13 protein-coding genes are annotated in these 15,162 nt (G+C 62.5%); 4 read left to right on the top strand and 9 right to left on the bottom strand.

The window, feature by feature from the left end; translation table 11 throughout:
* Positions 1–17: 17 nt before the first annotated feature.
* The 3 genes from AC0GUR_RS18825 to AC0GUR_RS18815 all read right to left on the bottom strand — a co-directional run bounded on the left by AC0GUR_RS18825 (position 18) and on the right by AC0GUR_RS18815 (position 2,789).
* The gene (locus AC0GUR_RS18825; protein ID WP_472879040.1) at positions 18–1,127 is read right to left on the bottom strand and encodes a sensor domain-containing diguanylate cyclase; all 1,110 of its coding nucleotides are present in this window, start codon (positions 1,125–1,127) and stop codon (positions 18–20) included.
* A gap of 321 nt (positions 1,128–1,448) precedes the next feature.
* A complete protein-coding gene (locus AC0GUR_RS18820) occupies positions 1,449–1,775 on the bottom strand; it encodes a GlsB/YeaQ/YmgE family stress response membrane protein (protein WP_472879039.1) in 327 nt (108 codons plus the stop codon).
* A 384-nt stretch (positions 1,776–2,159) separates the two neighbouring features.
* The gene (locus AC0GUR_RS18815) at positions 2,160–2,789 is read right to left on the bottom strand and encodes a response regulator (protein WP_472879038.1); all 630 of its coding nucleotides are present in this window, start codon (positions 2,787–2,789) and stop codon (positions 2,160–2,162) included.
* A 222-nt stretch (positions 2,790–3,011) separates the two neighbouring features.
* Between AC0GUR_RS18815 and AC0GUR_RS18810 the strand changes: the two genes are divergently transcribed.
* From AC0GUR_RS18810 to AC0GUR_RS18795, 4 genes are all read left to right on the top strand, one after another.
* On the top strand, positions 3,012–5,795 hold the full coding sequence (locus tag AC0GUR_RS18810; RefSeq protein WP_472879037.1) for an ATP-binding protein: 2,784 nt from the start codon (positions 3,012–3,014) through the stop codon (positions 5,793–5,795).
* A 152-nt stretch (positions 5,796–5,947) separates the two neighbouring features.
* Complete coding sequence (locus tag AC0GUR_RS18805; protein ID WP_472879036.1) at positions 5,948–7,627, top strand: FecR family protein; 1,680 nt, start codon at positions 5,948–5,950, stop codon at positions 7,625–7,627.
* 34 nt (positions 7,628–7,661) lie between these two features.
* The gene (locus AC0GUR_RS18800) at positions 7,662–8,864 is read left to right on the top strand and encodes a CHASE2 domain-containing protein (RefSeq protein ID WP_472879035.1); all 1,203 of its coding nucleotides are present in this window, start codon (positions 7,662–7,664) and stop codon (positions 8,862–8,864) included.
* A gap of 310 nt (positions 8,865–9,174) precedes the next feature.
* Positions 9,175–9,951 (top strand): hypothetical protein, encoded by a 777-nt coding sequence (locus AC0GUR_RS18795; protein ID WP_472879034.1) that lies wholly within the window; start codon positions 9,175–9,177, stop codon positions 9,949–9,951.
* An 81-nt stretch (positions 9,952–10,032) separates the two neighbouring features.
* On the opposite strand, the gene AC0GUR_RS18790 is transcribed toward AC0GUR_RS18795, so the two are convergent.
* The 6 genes from AC0GUR_RS18790 to rsgA all read right to left on the bottom strand — a co-directional run bounded on the left by AC0GUR_RS18790 (position 10,033) and on the right by rsgA (position 14,972).
* Complete coding sequence (locus tag AC0GUR_RS18790; RefSeq protein ID WP_472879033.1) at positions 10,033–10,614, bottom strand: OmpA family protein; 582 nt, start codon at positions 10,612–10,614, stop codon at positions 10,033–10,035.
* A 255-nt stretch (positions 10,615–10,869) separates the two neighbouring features.
* Positions 10,870–11,067: a hypothetical protein gene (locus tag AC0GUR_RS18785; RefSeq protein ID WP_472879032.1), complete on the bottom strand. Its 198-nt coding sequence runs from the start codon at positions 11,065–11,067 to the stop codon at positions 10,870–10,872.
* A 138-nt stretch (positions 11,068–11,205) separates the two neighbouring features.
* Positions 11,206–12,882 carry a methyl-accepting chemotaxis protein gene (locus AC0GUR_RS18780; protein WP_472879031.1) on the bottom strand — a complete coding sequence of 559 codons (1,677 nt, stop codon included), beginning with the start codon at positions 12,880–12,882 and terminating at the stop codon, positions 11,206–11,208.
* A gap of 180 nt (positions 12,883–13,062) precedes the next feature.
* Positions 13,063–13,458 (bottom strand): GFA family protein, encoded by a 396-nt coding sequence (locus AC0GUR_RS18775; protein ID WP_472879030.1) that lies wholly within the window; start codon positions 13,456–13,458, stop codon positions 13,063–13,065.
* Positions 13,455–14,003 (bottom strand): GNAT family N-acetyltransferase, encoded by a 549-nt coding sequence (locus AC0GUR_RS18770; RefSeq protein WP_472879029.1) that lies wholly within the window; start codon positions 14,001–14,003, stop codon positions 13,455–13,457. Before AC0GUR_RS18770 ends, AC0GUR_RS18775 begins: the two co-directional genes overlap by 4 nt.
* A 138-nt stretch (positions 14,004–14,141) precedes the next feature.
* Positions 14,142–14,972, bottom strand: a complete 831-nt coding sequence (gene rsgA, locus AC0GUR_RS18765) for a GTPase RsgA (protein ID WP_472879028.1) — start codon at positions 14,970–14,972, stop codon at positions 14,142–14,144.
* Positions 14,973–15,162 lie beyond the last annotated feature (190 nt).

Here is a 15,162-nt window from a genome sequence, read left to right as displayed (position 1 = left end):
CGGGCGGCCTTGGTCGTTCATGGGCGCGGCGGATGGATGCACACCGTATTGCGTCCCGCCGCTTTTGCCGCGTACAGCGCGCGATCGGCGTAATCCAGCAGAGTGTCGCACCGTTCGGCGATATGCCCGCCGGCATCTTCCAGCGTGGCCACGCCGATACTGAGCGTCACGCGGCTGTACGGGCTGGAAGGATGGCTGATCGCCAGTGCACGGATGTCCTCCAACACGCCCTGCGCCACATGGTAGGCGCCCGCACTGTCCGTACCGGGCAGAATCGCGATGAACTCCTCGCCACCATAGCGCCCGACCAGGTCACCGTGCCGCTGCATGCGTGTCTGCAGTGCCGCCGCAATGGCACGCAGACAGTCGTCACCACCTTGATGCCCGACGCAATCGTTGTACCGCTTGAAGTAGTCCACATCCATCATGAGTACGGACAGCGGCGAGCCCATGCGCTGGCTGCGGCTCGCCTCTGAGGTGATCACATCGTCCAGCTGCCGGCGATTGGGCAACCCGGTCAGATGGTCGTGACTGGCGTGAAACTGCCAATGACGACGCGCCTTCTCCAACGCCTGCTCCATGTGCTTTCGCGCCGTGATATCGATGAGTACCGAGGTGACGCCCTGCACGTCGCCCTGCTCGTCGCGCACGGGTTGTAGTGCGGCAAGGTAATGACATCCATGACAGGACACTTCGCGCTCGATACTGGCGATACCCGAATCGAAACGGAGGAAATCCTCCTGCAACTGGGCGCTGGCGTCAGGTAGGTAGTCGGCAAGCGCACGCCCCACAATGTCACTGGGCGTGGCGTCGTGGATCGCTGCGTAGGCTGTATTGGCCGCGAGATATTGACCATCACGCCCGATCACACCGAGCGCCACCGGAATCGCGTCATAGAGTTGCTGCAGCGACGCGGCAAGCGGGCCAATCAGCACGCTCGCGTCGATAGTCGAATGTCTCGCACCATGGCTCGCGCGACGCATATCAGGGCCCATCGACCCGCGCTCGATACCTTCGCCACCGATCACTACGGCTTGACCCACACCATGACCACGGAAACGCGACGCGGGCGCTGCCGTTCGCGCGCCTTGTGGTCGGCGCCTCAGCTCTCGAAAAATTCGCTTCATGACTGCCTCCTCAAGCAAACCCCGCCCACCCGGAAGGCAACACCCAACGGGTGTGGCCGGATAAACAGGGGCGACGACGAGAGCAGGAGTGCGGCGATCAGGCCGCAGGGGATAGCTACTGGCGCAAGGAGTGTTCACGCCATCCTGTGCTGGTCGCCCAGAGAACATGTTGCTCGGGATGGCGCCTCACTTGAATCAGAAAATTCCTACCGAGGGGATAGTCGAGTGCCAGGCGTTGACGACGAGGTGGTCGCCACAGCCATCCGGCTGGGTTCCGACCTCGAAGGCCCGATGGCCATCGCCACGAAGGCCGCAGTCTGTCTATTTCGCACGGCCTGCTTCGCCGCCGAAGCTCCCCCGCACCCATTGTTTGAATACGCGAAGGGTCAGCAGCAACAGCAGCACACCAAGGGTCGTGGCGATCAGCGACATGAAGATGCCACCACCCACGCCGAGTCTGGCGAGCTGGGCGTACCGGGTGCCGACCCAGGCGCCGAGTACTGCGATGACACCACCGAGAAAGGCGCCGAACACACCGATGAACACATCGATGGAAAGGCTGTACACGGCGTCCTCCACCAGCAGCCCTGCAAGCCATCCGGCCAGCGCGCCAATGATGAGCCACGTCAGCAGCACATGCTCAACCACGCATCAACCCCTCCCGTCAGGCGTCACGACACCACCCGTGCGGCACACCGCCATAGCCACCAATCGTGACGACGACCACGGCCTGCATCGCCTGATATGCAAACCGCGGACGTCGAACGACCCTTACAAAGATCCCGACAAACTGTTCAGGGGTGGCGCAGTCTGTCGCCGGCGTGCTCACCGGCACATGCGCATCCGTGGCATGCGGGAAACCGTCTCGTGGACACCGGAACCGGCGACATCGCTGCCGCTTCGCTCCACCACGTGGTCATGGGCGCCATTGGACGATGTACCGGGCGCGGGTGGAATCAGAATATTCCTACCGAAGTCATCATGACCCGACGATGGGCTACGCCCTTCCTGCCAGCAGTACCCGGGGTTGGACTACAGCAAGCCGATCAGGCGCGCGTAGTCGTAAAGCTGCTTGTCGCTTTCCAGGTTGAGCTTGCGCATCGCATCGCGCTTCTGCTGGCTGATGGTCTTGACGCTGCGGTCCAACCGGCGCGCAATGTCCGACACGGTGAGACCTTGTGCGAGAAAGCGAATGACTTCGGTTTCCCGACGCGACACGACTGGCTCATCGCCCGAGGGGTACATACCCTCAATCTGTCGCCGCATGCGCTCGCTGAGATAGCTGCGGCCCGAGCGGATCAAGTCGATGGCCAGCATCAGTTCCTTGGCCATGGCCATCTTGTCGACCACACCACGCACACCCACGCTGATCATGCTCTGCACCAGCGCAGGATTGCGCAGCATGGTCAGCACCAGAATCGGCAGCGTGGGATATCGCTCCCGCACCTGCTGAAGCAACAGGAGTCCATCGAAACTTTCCCCATCAGCCGGCATAGAAAAGTCGGTAATGAGCAGGTCGCAGGGAGTGCGCGCGAGCACATCAAGCAGATCCTGGCCGTTGTTCGCCTCGCCGACCACTTCAAGCCCGTTACCGTACTCGCGAAGGGACGTTTTCAAACCGATCAATACGACCGGATGATCATCGGAGATTATGACCCTCACATGTCCCCCTGCCCTACCTGCCTCTGCACGCCATGCACGCTGAAATCGCGCCCGGCAACTGACTTCACTCACCACACCGTTTGTGACGGCGACATGGCAAAGGTAGCATGAAGCGCCAACCCTCCTGTTTTTGACCTCTTTTTGCCGAACCTGGCCTGCGCGATGCGTATCGTCGTTCCCTCACACTGCTCCGCTGGTCCAGCCCTTCGGATGCCGCCACCCATGGTCGCGCTGAGCGCGCTCGCGCTGCCGTGGTTCGATAACGAGGCCGCGCCGCTTTCGCCGATCACCCTGATCGTGGCCGCCGTTCTGATGATCACGGCCATGCTCGCGTTCGTGCTGACATGGTTGCTGCAGGCACAAATACGAAAGAACAGGTCATTGCAGCGGCAGCTGCAGGCGCAACAGTCTTTGCAACGGGCCACGCTGGATGCCTTGCCGTTTCCGGTGGTGCTGCACGCGCTGGATGGCCAGCCCGTCGAGGGAAACCGCTCAAGCAGGGAGCAGCCCGATAGCGTGGAAACGGCCACGGGCATGATCCAGGCTGCACCCTTCGGTGAACAGACAAGCTCGCTATGGCAGGGCGCTACGCTTCGCCAAGAGGTCGATTACACGACGAACGAAGGCGCAACCCATGCCGCGCAGCTTTGGGTGCGCGCCTTGCTCGACGACAGGCAACAGGCACGCGGCTACGCCAGCACGCTGCTCGACATCACCGAGTTCCGCGATGCCGAACAGGATGCCCGGCAAACGGAGCAACGCCTCGGCGATATCGCACAACGTCTGCCGGTCGTGGTGCTGGCCACGCGCATCGACGGCGACAACATCGCGCATCTCACATTCGCCACGGGCAACACCAGGACGCTGTTCAACACGGAGATCTGCGCACTGCGTGATGTCCAAGGGCTTCTGCACGTCGACGCCTTGCAGGAGCGGGTCCATCCGGATGACCTGCCCGCCTTTACACAGCTGATGTCGGCGCCGGCGAATGACACGCCAGTTCGCACACTGGATTTTCGCGCCTATGGCGCCGATGGCCTGCGCTGGATCCATGCCACGCAGGCCACCGTACGCATGCCGGATGGCCAGCTCGGCACCATGGGCTATTTCATCGATACCACGGAGCAGAACCTGCGCAATGAAGCCTTGCGCATTGCACGCGACGTTGCCGAGCGCGCTTCCAAGGCCAAGGCCGATTTCCTTGCCACCATGAGTCATGAGATCCGCACACCGATGAACGGCGTAATCGGCATGCTGGAGCTATTGGGACGCACATCAATCAACGCGGAGCAGCGAGAGCTGCTGCACGCCGTCGAAGATTCGGCCGGTACGCTGCTGCAGATCCTCAACGACATCCTGGATTTCTCCAAGCTCGAAGCGGGCGACCTGCGACTCGACCCGGCGGCGTTCGACCCACGCCTGTGGCTGGACCACGCGGCCAGCACCATGGTCGCAGCCGCGCACAAGAAAGGCCTGGCACTCCATATGTCCACGGATGCCGACGTTGCCGGGCAACTGCGTGGCGATGGTCTTCGCCTGCGTCAGGTTCTGATCAACCTGCTCAACAATGCCATCAAGTTCACCGATCGAGGCAACGTCACCGCACGCCTGGCCGTGTTGGGCGACTCCGGCTCGCAGCAGTATCTCGCCTTGAGTGTTACCGATACCGGCATCGGTATCGAAAAGGCGAAACAGGCAGCGTTGTTCAAGCCCTTCGCGCAGGCAGAGACGTGGACCAGCCGCCGTTACGGCGGCACCGGCCTGGGCCTGGCCATCTGCAACCAACTGGTGCAGCTGATGGATGGCAGCATCGAGTTGAACAGTGACGTCGATGTCGGCACGACAGTGACGGTGAAACTGCGGCTGCCTATCGTTGAGCGAAACACCGATGCGCCGTCCGAGCTGCGTGGCCGTCATGCGGTCGTGCGGCTCGCATCCTCTGCCAGCGCAAGCGCGCTTGATAACTATCTGCGTGCTGCGGGCATGACCACTGAGTGTGTCGCCCCCACGGAGGCCATGCGAGAAGGCATGGCGGCAAGTCTGCTGTTTGTCGACGGCACGGACCAGGAAAGCGCCAACCAGATCAGTGCGCACGTCGTCACTGTCGTCGACGCGCCTCTACAGCCGGCTGGCCATGGCGACGGGCCGGTCGCGCTCAACGCCGCGCCCATGAAATGGCGCTCCGTTCTCGGTGCATGCATGCGTGCACTGGAACTGGATGCGGCAAATCGATGGCAAGAACCAGTCACGGAGCCTCCAACGGCGCTGCCACACATGACCCAGGCGCCAACTCCCTCCAGCAACGACGATCTGCCGACCTTTCGCGGCCATATTCTGGTGGCAGAGGATCACCCAGTTAGCCAGCGCCTGATCGCGCGTCAGCTATCTCTGCTTGGGCTCGCCTACGACATTGTCGACAACGGACACGACGCGTACGAAGCGCTTACCTCCGACAGCTACGCCCTGCTGCTGACCGACTGCAACATGCCCCAGATGAGTGGCTACGAACTCGCGCGTGCCTGGCGCCAGCACGAGGCCGCCACCGGGTCCACCCAGCGCTTGCCCATCCTGGCGATGACGGCCAACGCCCTCAGCAGCGAAACCGCTCGGGCGAAAGACGCCGGCATGGATGACGTGCTCAGCAAGCCGCTTCAGCTCGCCGCCCTGAGCCACATGCTCGGGCAGTGGCTCGGCGCACCCGCGACAATGGCCAACGTGACGGACGGCGAATCCTCCACTGACCTGCGCCATCTCTTCACCCAGGCGAGCGCCGACGATCTGCGTGAACTGCAGCGCCACGCCAACCGGCAGGATGTCCATGCGGCCACCCAAGTGATGCACCGGTTGCTGGGCGTGCTGCCTTTGTTTGCCGACGATACGTTGCTGGGCGAGGGGGAGCGCCTGTTTGAAGCTCTGCATGGGCCCGACGGCCAACGTGCGCTGCCCGAACTGACAACCTTTGCCCGCCGCCTGGATCACCTGCTTGTGGCATTACGCCGCACTTAGCTGATTTTGTGACACGGTTGGCATTTCACGGCTTGTCCACGACAATGGCGCTGCCGCAAGTCACTGCGTCACCTCGGGAAAACGGATAGCCGAGGAAGACGCCGAAGGAGCGGGCTGCGGTACAGGGGCGCCAAAGGAATATCGAGGTTTTCATGTCACACCGAAATTTCGGTCGCGGCCAGCTACGGCGCTGGCCACGCACGGCTTTGCTGCTCGCTGTTTTGCTTTCCTGTTTTTCCCTGCACGTTTCCGCAGCGCCCGCTGATTGGAACTACCGCGTACGCCCCGGCGACAACCTGTGGGATCTCGCGGCGCGCTATCTGAAGCCCGACGTGCCCTGGAGGAAGCTGCAGGAGTACAACCAGGTCGCCGACCCGCTGCACCTGCCACCCGGCGGCACCATGCACTTCCCGGTAGCCTGGCTGCGAGAGGCACCCGCGCCTGCCAAGGTGGTCGCCATCATCGGCAACGCCACTGCCAAGGGGCAGGGTGATGCACAACCGGTGGCTGTTACCCAGGGCATGTCGGTCAGCTACGGCACCGAACTGGTCACCCAGCCGGATGCCAGCCTCACCCTCGAACTTGCTGACGGCTCGCGCGTGCTACTGCAGAGCGACAGCGAGCTCGTACTCGACCGATTGAGTGAGTACGGCCGCACCGGCATGGTCGACACGCGCATCCGCCTCAAGCGCGGACGCGTGAACAGTGACGTGGTGCCGCTGACCGGCAGCGCCGCACGCTTCACCGTATCCACCCCCAACACCATTTCCAGCGTGCGCGGCACGCACTTCCGCGTCGCGGCCGATACCAATGATGGCGACGCACGCACGGAGGTCGTTTCCGGGCGCGTGGATGTGGGCAACGACGCGCGCCACGTGATGGTGAACACCGGCCGCGGCGTCGCCACCGCCGGCGGCGGCAAGCCCGGCCAACCGCAGGAACTGCTGCTGGCACCCGACTTGAACTGCCCCAGTCAGCCGCTTGGCCAGTTGCCGGCCGAGATTCGCTGGAAGCCGCTCAATCAAGCCGCCCGCTACCGCATCCAGGTCGCACCCACCGCGCGCTTCGAAGCACTGGTGGTGGATCAGGTGGTCGACGGCCCCCACGCCATGCTGCCCAGCCTTCCCGATGGCGTGCATGCATTCCGCGTGCGCGGCATCGGCAACGACGGTCTCGAAGGCCTGGACGCCAGCTGCGCCTTCACGGTCGCAGCGCATCCGCAGCCGCCGCTGATCATCGATCCGCAACCGGGTTCGAAGGCGCGCGCCACTCGCCCGTCGTTCCGCTGGACCGAGAACGAGGAGGCGGTGAGCTATGCCTGGCAGCTATCCAGCGACGGTCGCTTCGTGCAGCCGCTGGCCACCGACATGGCCGTGCGCGGCAGCCAGACGCGTGCTCCGCAGGCCCTGCCCTATGGTCACTATTTCTGGCGCATCGCCAGTCGCGACAAGGACGGCAAACTCGGGCCCTACACCGACGCTATGCCCTTCGATCTGGTGCCTGAACCGCCAGCTCCCGAACCCGGCGCACCCAAGCGCCATAGCGGCGACCTCGTGTTGAGCTGGCCGGGCGGCACGGCGGGGCAGCGTTACCACGTCCAGCTATCTCGCAAGCCGGATTTCAGCGAGCTGGCCGTGGACGACACGCTCGACGTACCCGAGCTCAATCTGCGCAAGCTGTCTTCAGGCAAGTGGTACGTGCGGGTGCAGACCATCGACACAGATGGCTACGCCGGGCCATGGGGCGCCGTGCAGCGCACGCGCGTACCCTGTACGGCCTGCCGATGGGCCACGGCCGGCGGCGGTGTCGTGCTGCTCTGGCTCGTGCTTTGATGATGACTTCCCTGGGGAGATCGCAACACCGGTGATGATCGCGGCACTGCCCCTGCTCAAGCGTGCCATGACCTGGGTCGCGGGCTTCGCCGCATCCGTTCTTCTGCTTGCCAGCGGCGTCATACAGCCGCTGGACAACGCGCTCTACGACAAGCACATGCGTCACTGGTCCTACCCCACCAGCGACCAGGTGGTGATTGTCGCCATCGATCCGCAAAGCCTCGCCAAACTCGGCAACTGGCCGTGGCCCCGGGCCACCCATGCGCAACTCATCCACCGGCTTACCGAAGCGGGGGTGCGTGGCGTCGGCATGGACGTGACCATGGCCGAAGCTGATGTCGGCCACCCCGAGAACGATCGAGCTTACGCCGAGGCGGCTCAGCACAACGGCCGCGTCGTGATGCCGGTGTTCGCCGAAGCCGCTGAACTTGGTGGCGTGCTCGAGGAAGTGCTGCCCACTCCCGACATCGCCGGCGCCGCCGCTGCGTTCGGTCATGTCGACGCATCCAAGGATCCCGATGGCGTCACACGCGGCGTCTATCTCAAGGCCGGCCTGGGCCACCCGCAGTGGCGCGCGCTGGCGCTCGCGCTCTACGACATCGGTCAGCCCAAGCCGCTGCAGACGTTGCCCGGCTTGCATCGTCCGGTCAGCTCGCCTTCTTCCGTCTACCAATGGATACGCGACGATTACGTGCTGATCCGCTTCGCCGGCAACGCGGGAGCGTTCAACCAGGTCTCCTACATCGACGTGCTGCAGGGGCGCGTACCCCATGCATTGCTCGAGGGCCGCTGGATATTGATTGGCGCCACGGCCGCAGGGCTTGGCGATCAGCTGGTCACCTCGGCCTCGGGCCCCAATGACCCCATGCCGGGCGTGGAGTATCAGGCGAACATCCTGGAATCGCTGCACGATGGTCGCCTCATCACGCCGCTTAATCTGCCCGCGCAGTGGCTGCTCGGCTCCTTGTTGCTCGCCTTGCCGCTGATTCTGCATGGATGGCGAGGCTTTCAACGCACCTGGTTGTTCGCCATCCCGATGCTCCTGGCCATCCCGCTGACCAGCCTGTTGCTGTTGCGCGCCGCCAACCTGTGGTGGGCACCGGGCTGCTGGATGGTAGTCACGGCCATCGGCTTCGCCGCGCACGCGGCCATCTCCCGACTGGAACGCCGGCGTGAACGTCGCGCCGCGGGCAGGCAGCTCGCCCCTAACGCCTGGTGGCTGGACAGCGGTAGCTGACTAACCCGTTTGGCGTATTCCCAGCCACTCGCCAAGCATCCACATTCGCCATACCGCCCGGTGTTAACCAGCACAGGCCTGCTCCAGCGCCGCAGATGTGTCCGCAGCGTTGCTTGCGCCGCCTGATTCGTCGACGACCGGAGCGGAACATGTCACGCGTCTCTCAACCCAGCCCGCCGGCATACCTATGCTTTGCGGGCGACGCGCGCCTGCAATCTCCCGCTTTGCACCCTCGGCCACGACGCGCGCGCCGTCCCTTCGCGTGCGCACCACTCCATGCCAAGCGGAGCCATGCTCCGAAGGAGATGCCATGAAAATTTCGACTCTCTACCTCGCCGTAGCGTTGGTGTTGTCGTGTGCAGGCACAGCGGTCGCCGCCGACGCCGGCAAAGTCACCGTCATACGTGACTACACCGATATCGTGGCACCGTCTGATCAGGCTGCGTACGAAGCGGGCATCAAGAGCTTCAACCAATGCCTCAGCCAACACGGCTTCAAGTACAACTGGCACGCATGGACGCACGAAACGGGCGACACCTACGCCTACTCCTATGTCACCGACCCTCTGCCATGGGCGGCGTTCGACGACATGCGCGCTGCCGGCAAAGCGTGTGACGCTTCCATTCACAAGGACATCAACCCGCACCTGAAGAGCGAAACCAGCGCGTTCTTCAAGGCACTTCCCGAGCTTAGCCACCTGGCCAAGGGCACGACCCTCAATCAGCCCTACATCGAAGTCATCTATTTCAAGCTCAAGCCCGGCCACGAGCCCCACGAAGCATTCCTCGACGTCGCCAAGAAAATTACGGCCGGCGCAGAGAAAACCAAATGGCCAAATAACTTTGCAGTAGGCGAGGTCCTCAACGCAGGCGAAGGAGCACCGGACTTCATCGTGCTGCTTCCGGCCAAATCCTGGGCTGACCTTGGCAAGGACCCCGACACGCCGCTTTGGACCATGATGGAAAGCGCCTATGGCAAGCAAGACGCACAGGCCATGCGCAAATCGCTCAATGACGCGATTCAGGAACAGAGCTCGCACATCGACAGCTACAGCACCGAGCTGACCTACAAAGCCAGCAGCAAATAGTGACCGGCCCGCACGGAACGAAGAGGGCGCCTTACGGCGCCCTCTGTCGTTTCAGTCATTGCCAGCGTCAGCCACGCGCCCTCAGGTGCTGCCTGCAAAGTCCGTCACCAGCGATACGCGACGATTGGGCTGCCCCTTGTCGCCATGCGCACCAGGTATCACCTGGCGATTTTTCGCCTCGCCATAACTCACAGCGCGCACCTGATTGGCATTGAGGCCGCCGTTGTGAATCAGATAGTCACGCACCGCCTGTGCACGCCTCAAGCCAAGACGCTTGTTGTGATCTGCACCGCCCGAAGGATCCGCGAATCCTTCGGCAGTAATCACGGCATCCACATGGTGCTCACGCAAAACCTTGGCGTAATCGTCAAGGCGCTTCTTGTCTTCATCACGCAACGTGGATTGGTCGGTATCGAAGTGCGCGATCGTGTCGACCCGGATACGTCCAGCCATTGCACTGATCTGCGTATCGTACTGCGCAAACCGCTGATGCATTTCCTGCGTGATCGCATCGATCTCCTGTTGCTGCCGCTGATCGTTGTTGCGCAACTCCGTGATAGCCGCATCAAAGTCGCTCTGCTTGACGTAACCGGTGCAGCCTCCGAGTGCTACGACCAGCACACCGACGAACCCATAACCGATGGGGGAGCTCACCCTTGCCATGACCTGTCTCCTCTCGTGGGCGGTGCGCACACATGCCGCCTACGATGGCAAGCGCGCACGCAAGAAAGGAGTATCCATGTCAAATGTCAAACCAACGCATATTTGACGCTAGTGATTTGCGACGATTGGACGTCCAATTCCAACGCTAACGCAGCCCGACACAGCAGCGAAACTCAAGGGCCGCAACGCATAGGCCATGCGCTGCGAAAACAAAACGTCACATGAACACGTCGACCCGCTATCTGAACGAGTCGATCAATGACGAGCGGCCACCTTGCGAAAGCGTCGTTCCTGAACAAGCCACATGGCGATGCCATAACCCGCACCTGCCAGCAACCAAAGCCACGCCGACTGCGCCGTGGTCAGGCGAGGATGTGGGATCAGATAGGTCATGATGAGAAACATCGGCAGGCCGTAGCACACCACGCCGCTGAACAAGACATACCTGAGCATGCCCTGCCCTCGCGTTCTCGCCCAACGATCAAACTCCTTCGCCTGCATGCGTGCCCCCGATCTGCCCGCTTTCCGAATGACGTATCCCACATGGAACGCGCGAGCGCCCCATGCGTTGAATGCCATCGACCATGGGCCTCAGAACTCAGTCCAGGCATCGCCGGCAGTCACCAGCTCCGCCGATGACCGGTGGCGCGGAGCCACGGGCGCTCCTGTTGGCGTGGACCTTTTCACGGACTCCCCCACGAGGTCGGACGTTGTCGCGGTCTTGCTGGGCATGACTTCGCCTTGCAGAGTGAAGTAGGACACCTGCTTCATCAGCACCTGCGAAAGATCCAGCGTGTTGCGGCTGGCAGCACTGGCCTCTTCCACCAGAGCTGCGTTCTGCTGAGTCACCTCATCCAGCGTAACCACCGCGTTGTTGACCTGACCAATGCCGGCCGACTGCTCTTCGGAGGCCGCGGCAATCACCTCGATGATGGTGCTCACCTCGCGCACATCGCCGGCGATGTCGTTAAGGGCACTACCTGTGCGCTGCACCAGCTGCGCTCCTTCGGACACCTTGTCGGTGGTGTCCTTGATCAGCGACTTGATCTCCTTGGCCGCCACACCGCTGCGCTGGGCCAGATTGCGCACTTCGGTAGCCACCACCGCAAAACCGCGACCCTGTTCTCCCGCGCGCGCAGCCTCCACCGCCGCGTTGAGTGCCAGCAGGTTGGTCTGGAAGGCGATCTCGTCGATCATGCTCACGATCTCGGCCACCTGTTTACTGGCATCGGTGATCGCCTGCATGGCACCCACGGCGGAGCCAGCAATGTCGCGACCCTCCTCCGCGCGCTTGCGCATGCGCAGCGCCATTTCACGCGCCTGGCCAGCACCCTCGGCGTTCTGCTTTACGGTGGCCGACAGCTCCTCCATGGAAGCGGCCGTTTCCTCAAGCGAGCTGGCCTGCTCCTGCGTGCGCTGCGAGAGATCGTCATTGCCTTGCGACAGATCGCGAGCAGCTGCCGTCACCTGCTCCGCCACATCGCGCACCTGCGTGACGATGCTGCTGAGCTGACGATCCATATCATCGAGTGAGCGCAGCGTGTCGCTGAATTCATCGTTGCCGGTGATGTCCGTGGCGTTGTTGAGCTTGCCTTCCTGGATCGCGCTTGCCAGCGCGCGGGCCTTGTTCAGTGGGCGAGTGACTACGCGAATCAGCGCTACCGCCACCGCAAACAGCACCAGCACGCCTAGCATCAGCACCGCCATCGCCAGCTTCCAGGTATGGGCATAGCGAAGCGCGGCGTCTCCCGCCGAAGCCTCCGCCTGTTTCTCATTGATAGCGATCAGCTGGTCGATCGCCTTCGTCTCGCTGGTCATGCCATCGGCGGTTTTTCCGATGTGCAGGTCGCGTCCTTCCTGGGTCTTGCCGGCATCGAGCAGGGCGGCTTCCTGCATCACCAGCGGCTCGGCCTTCTTGCGGATCTCGTCGAATTGCTGAGCCAGCGAGCGCTCCGCGTCCGAGGAGATCATGTTCGGGTAATAGCGCTGCCATGCCGCATCCATGCGCGCGTTGTCGTCCGTGATTTTCTTGACCGCCGTCCGTTGGCTCGGGTCGATGATGGAACGGTTCAAGGCCAGCCGGTCATCGATGATGGCCGAGCGAACATCGCTCACCGCCACAATGGCCTGCACATTGGTGCGATACATGTCATCGACCAGCAGGTACGTGGTGCGCACGCCAAGCAAACCGACCAACCCGACGACAACGGCGATGATGAGGGCAACGCCCATGGCCACGACAATTTTCAGACGAACAGTAAAACGCATGATGACAATACCCCGAGAGATGGGAAGAACACCCCCGGCTGAGGTATCGGCGCTCAGTTGGCTTCCTTGATGCGCTAGTAGCTACACATCATGTGATGTAGCCCACAGCTTTCACCGTCGCGAACCCGTTGAGATGGAGGGGCGCACGCATGCCTCAAGACTTTGCCTGGACGGCCGACATCACGGAACGTGTTCCATGCCCTCGGGCAGGTGCACCCACGGATGCATGCATTCCTCGAACACGGAAATGGATGGCGACGGAAAATCGGCATTGGCAAACGCCCCCACCGGCACGCCAAGCAAACCATCTACCGAGTCCAGCCGGTAATAGACGGTAGCGCCGCACACCGGGCAGAAATAGAACGTGCCCGTGCCGCCCGACTCACCCACGCGGGAATACGACGTAGCGTTACCGCGTATCACCACGCTGTCTTCGCGAAACCGCGCTTGAACGCCAAATGCGCTTCCGGTGCGTCGCTGGCAAGCATGACAGTGGCAGATCGAAACACGCAGCGGCTCTTCGGTCGCTCGCAACATCAATTGCCTGCAACTGCAGGTAGCGACGCGCTGAGTCATGTTGTGCTCTCCCAAGTACCGCCAGGCAGTGCAAGGCTGAACCCGAACACCGGCAACGTACCTTGCATGAAGTCCAGGTCAATCGCTCGCTGAAAACCCAGACGCTCATACATGTCCCATGCCACGCGCATGGCCTCCGTGGTGTGCAGCACCACCCGCTCATGCCGCTGATCTTTCGCCAACGCAATGCACGCCTTGGTCAACGCCTTGCCAACACCCATACCACGTGCGGATGGGTGGACTCCCAACAGGCGAATGCCAGAGGCATTCGTCACTGATGTCGCCGTGCCGCCAGAACCATAGTGCGCCATGTCACCGAAGTAGACCACGCCGCCAAGTAGCCGATCCTCGCTATCCAGCGCCACCAGCACGCGCGTCGCCGGCTTGCTGGTGAAGTCGCCAATATTCGCCAACATCCCGTAGTAGCGCGGCTGCTCGGTGAGCGACGGGAACCCCGCCAGCCCGCTATACACCTCGACCATCAGCTGGCCGAGGGCGCGAAGCTCTTCGGGACGACCATCGCGCACGACCAGCGGCTCACTCATGGGCATTTCCCGAGGCTGACGCGGGCACTATAGGAAACTTCGGCGAACCCGTCATGCGCTCGATACAACACGCCTGCCGAGCCGCGGCGTCCGGCCCAAAACCGCCCACGCTACAACCGCAAGCCCCGCCAAGAAAGCTCAGAAGACATCCAACGCTTCGGTATCGCGAAACACCTCTGCGGGATTCGGCTCGACGTCAGCCAAACAAAGCTCGCGCATTCCTGGCGTATCAATCACCCAGGCGCCAGAGGCAGTGGGAAGCATCTCACGCGTCGTGGTGACACGTTGCTCCGCCGCATCACCAAGGCGAAGCACATCGCGACGCCGCTGAGCCCCACCCACCAAGCGGTTGATCAAGGTGGATTTCCCAACGCCTGGGGGCCCAATGAAGGCCACGGTTACCCCAGGCACCAGCCATGGAGATAGCTGCGACGTGACATGGCCTGAAAGGGCGCTGACGGCTACGACCGGAAGCGTCGGCATCAAACCGGCTGCCTGAGCCACGTGATCATTGACGCTGGCGCACAGATCGGCCTTGGTAAGCACCATCACCGGCATGACGCCAGCATCCAGCGCGAGCGTGACGTAGCTGGCCAACTGCGACAGGTCAAAGTCAGCATGGCAAGACGAGACGATGAACAGCGTGTCGAGATTTGCCGCTAACACCTCAGGTCGGCAATCACTTCCTGCCGCCGTCCGCGCTAACAATGAGCAACGCTCCACCAACCGCAATACGCGTTGCGCGTCATGCTCGACCAACACCCAGTCACCCACAGCCACTTCCACATCGATAAGGTGACCGGGAAGCACCACCGCGCCATAACCGCGCGAGGAAACCACCGAAAGCCCGTGACGATGTACGGCCATGACGCGCGCCGGATAGCCCGACTCGAACTCGACCAAGGTCAGATGTTGCGCGTACTCAGATCGCCAGCCGAGCTCGTGCAGCGAAAACGCCTGAAAAAACATGAATTGGAATCGCCCTGAAAGCATGGGAATACGAAGGCCCTCCAAAGCGGAGGCCTAACAAGTCGCCAGGGTGCGAAAGCAGAGAGGTGAAGCGTGTCAGCCAATAGTTGGCGAGACGATCAGACGCGCGTCGACCCGGCGGAGGATGCTGCTACAACAAATCATTGTTCGATTCCTCCTTTGGGCTGGG

It is taken from the genome of Dyella sp. PARNA 12/25, assembly GCF_055702865.1.
This window is presented reverse-complemented; position numbering and strand designations above follow the sequence as displayed.

Excerpts from the sequence above, each read along its gene's own strand:
- AC0GUR_RS18790 (WP_472879033.1), bottom strand. The coding sequence starts at position 10,614 with ATGGCAAGGGTGAGCTCCCCCATCGGTTATGGGTTCGTCGGTGTGCTG.
- AC0GUR_RS18795 (WP_472879034.1), top strand. The coding sequence starts at position 9,175 with ATGAAAATTTCGACTCTCTACCTCGCCGTAGCGTTGGTGTTGTCGTGT.
- AC0GUR_RS18780 (WP_472879031.1), bottom strand. The coding sequence starts at position 12,882 with ATGCGTTTTACTGTTCGTCTGAAAATTGTCGTGGCCATGGGCGTTGCC.
- AC0GUR_RS18770 (WP_472879029.1), bottom strand. The coding sequence starts at position 14,003 with ATGAGTGAGCCGCTGGTCGTGCGCGATGGTCGTCCCGAAGAGCTTCGC.
- AC0GUR_RS18775 (WP_472879030.1), bottom strand. The coding sequence starts at position 13,458 with ATGACTCAGCGCGTCGCTACCTGCAGTTGCAGGCAATTGATGTTGCGA.
- AC0GUR_RS18800 (WP_472879035.1), top strand. The coding sequence starts at position 7,662 with ATGATCGCGGCACTGCCCCTGCTCAAGCGTGCCATGACCTGGGTCGCG.
- AC0GUR_RS18785 (WP_472879032.1), bottom strand. The coding sequence starts at position 11,067 with ATGCTCAGGTATGTCTTGTTCAGCGGCGTGGTGTGCTACGGCCTGCCG.
- rsgA (WP_472879028.1), bottom strand. The coding sequence starts at position 14,972 with ATGTTTTTTCAGGCGTTTTCGCTGCACGAGCTCGGCTGGCGATCTGAG.
- AC0GUR_RS18825 (WP_472879040.1), bottom strand. The coding sequence starts at position 1,127 with ATGAAGCGAATTTTTCGAGAGCTGAGGCGCCGACCACAAGGCGCGCGA.
- AC0GUR_RS18810 (WP_472879037.1), top strand. The coding sequence starts at position 3,012 with ATGGTCGCGCTGAGCGCGCTCGCGCTGCCGTGGTTCGATAACGAGGCC.
- AC0GUR_RS18805 (WP_472879036.1), top strand. The coding sequence starts at position 5,948 with ATGTCACACCGAAATTTCGGTCGCGGCCAGCTACGGCGCTGGCCACGC.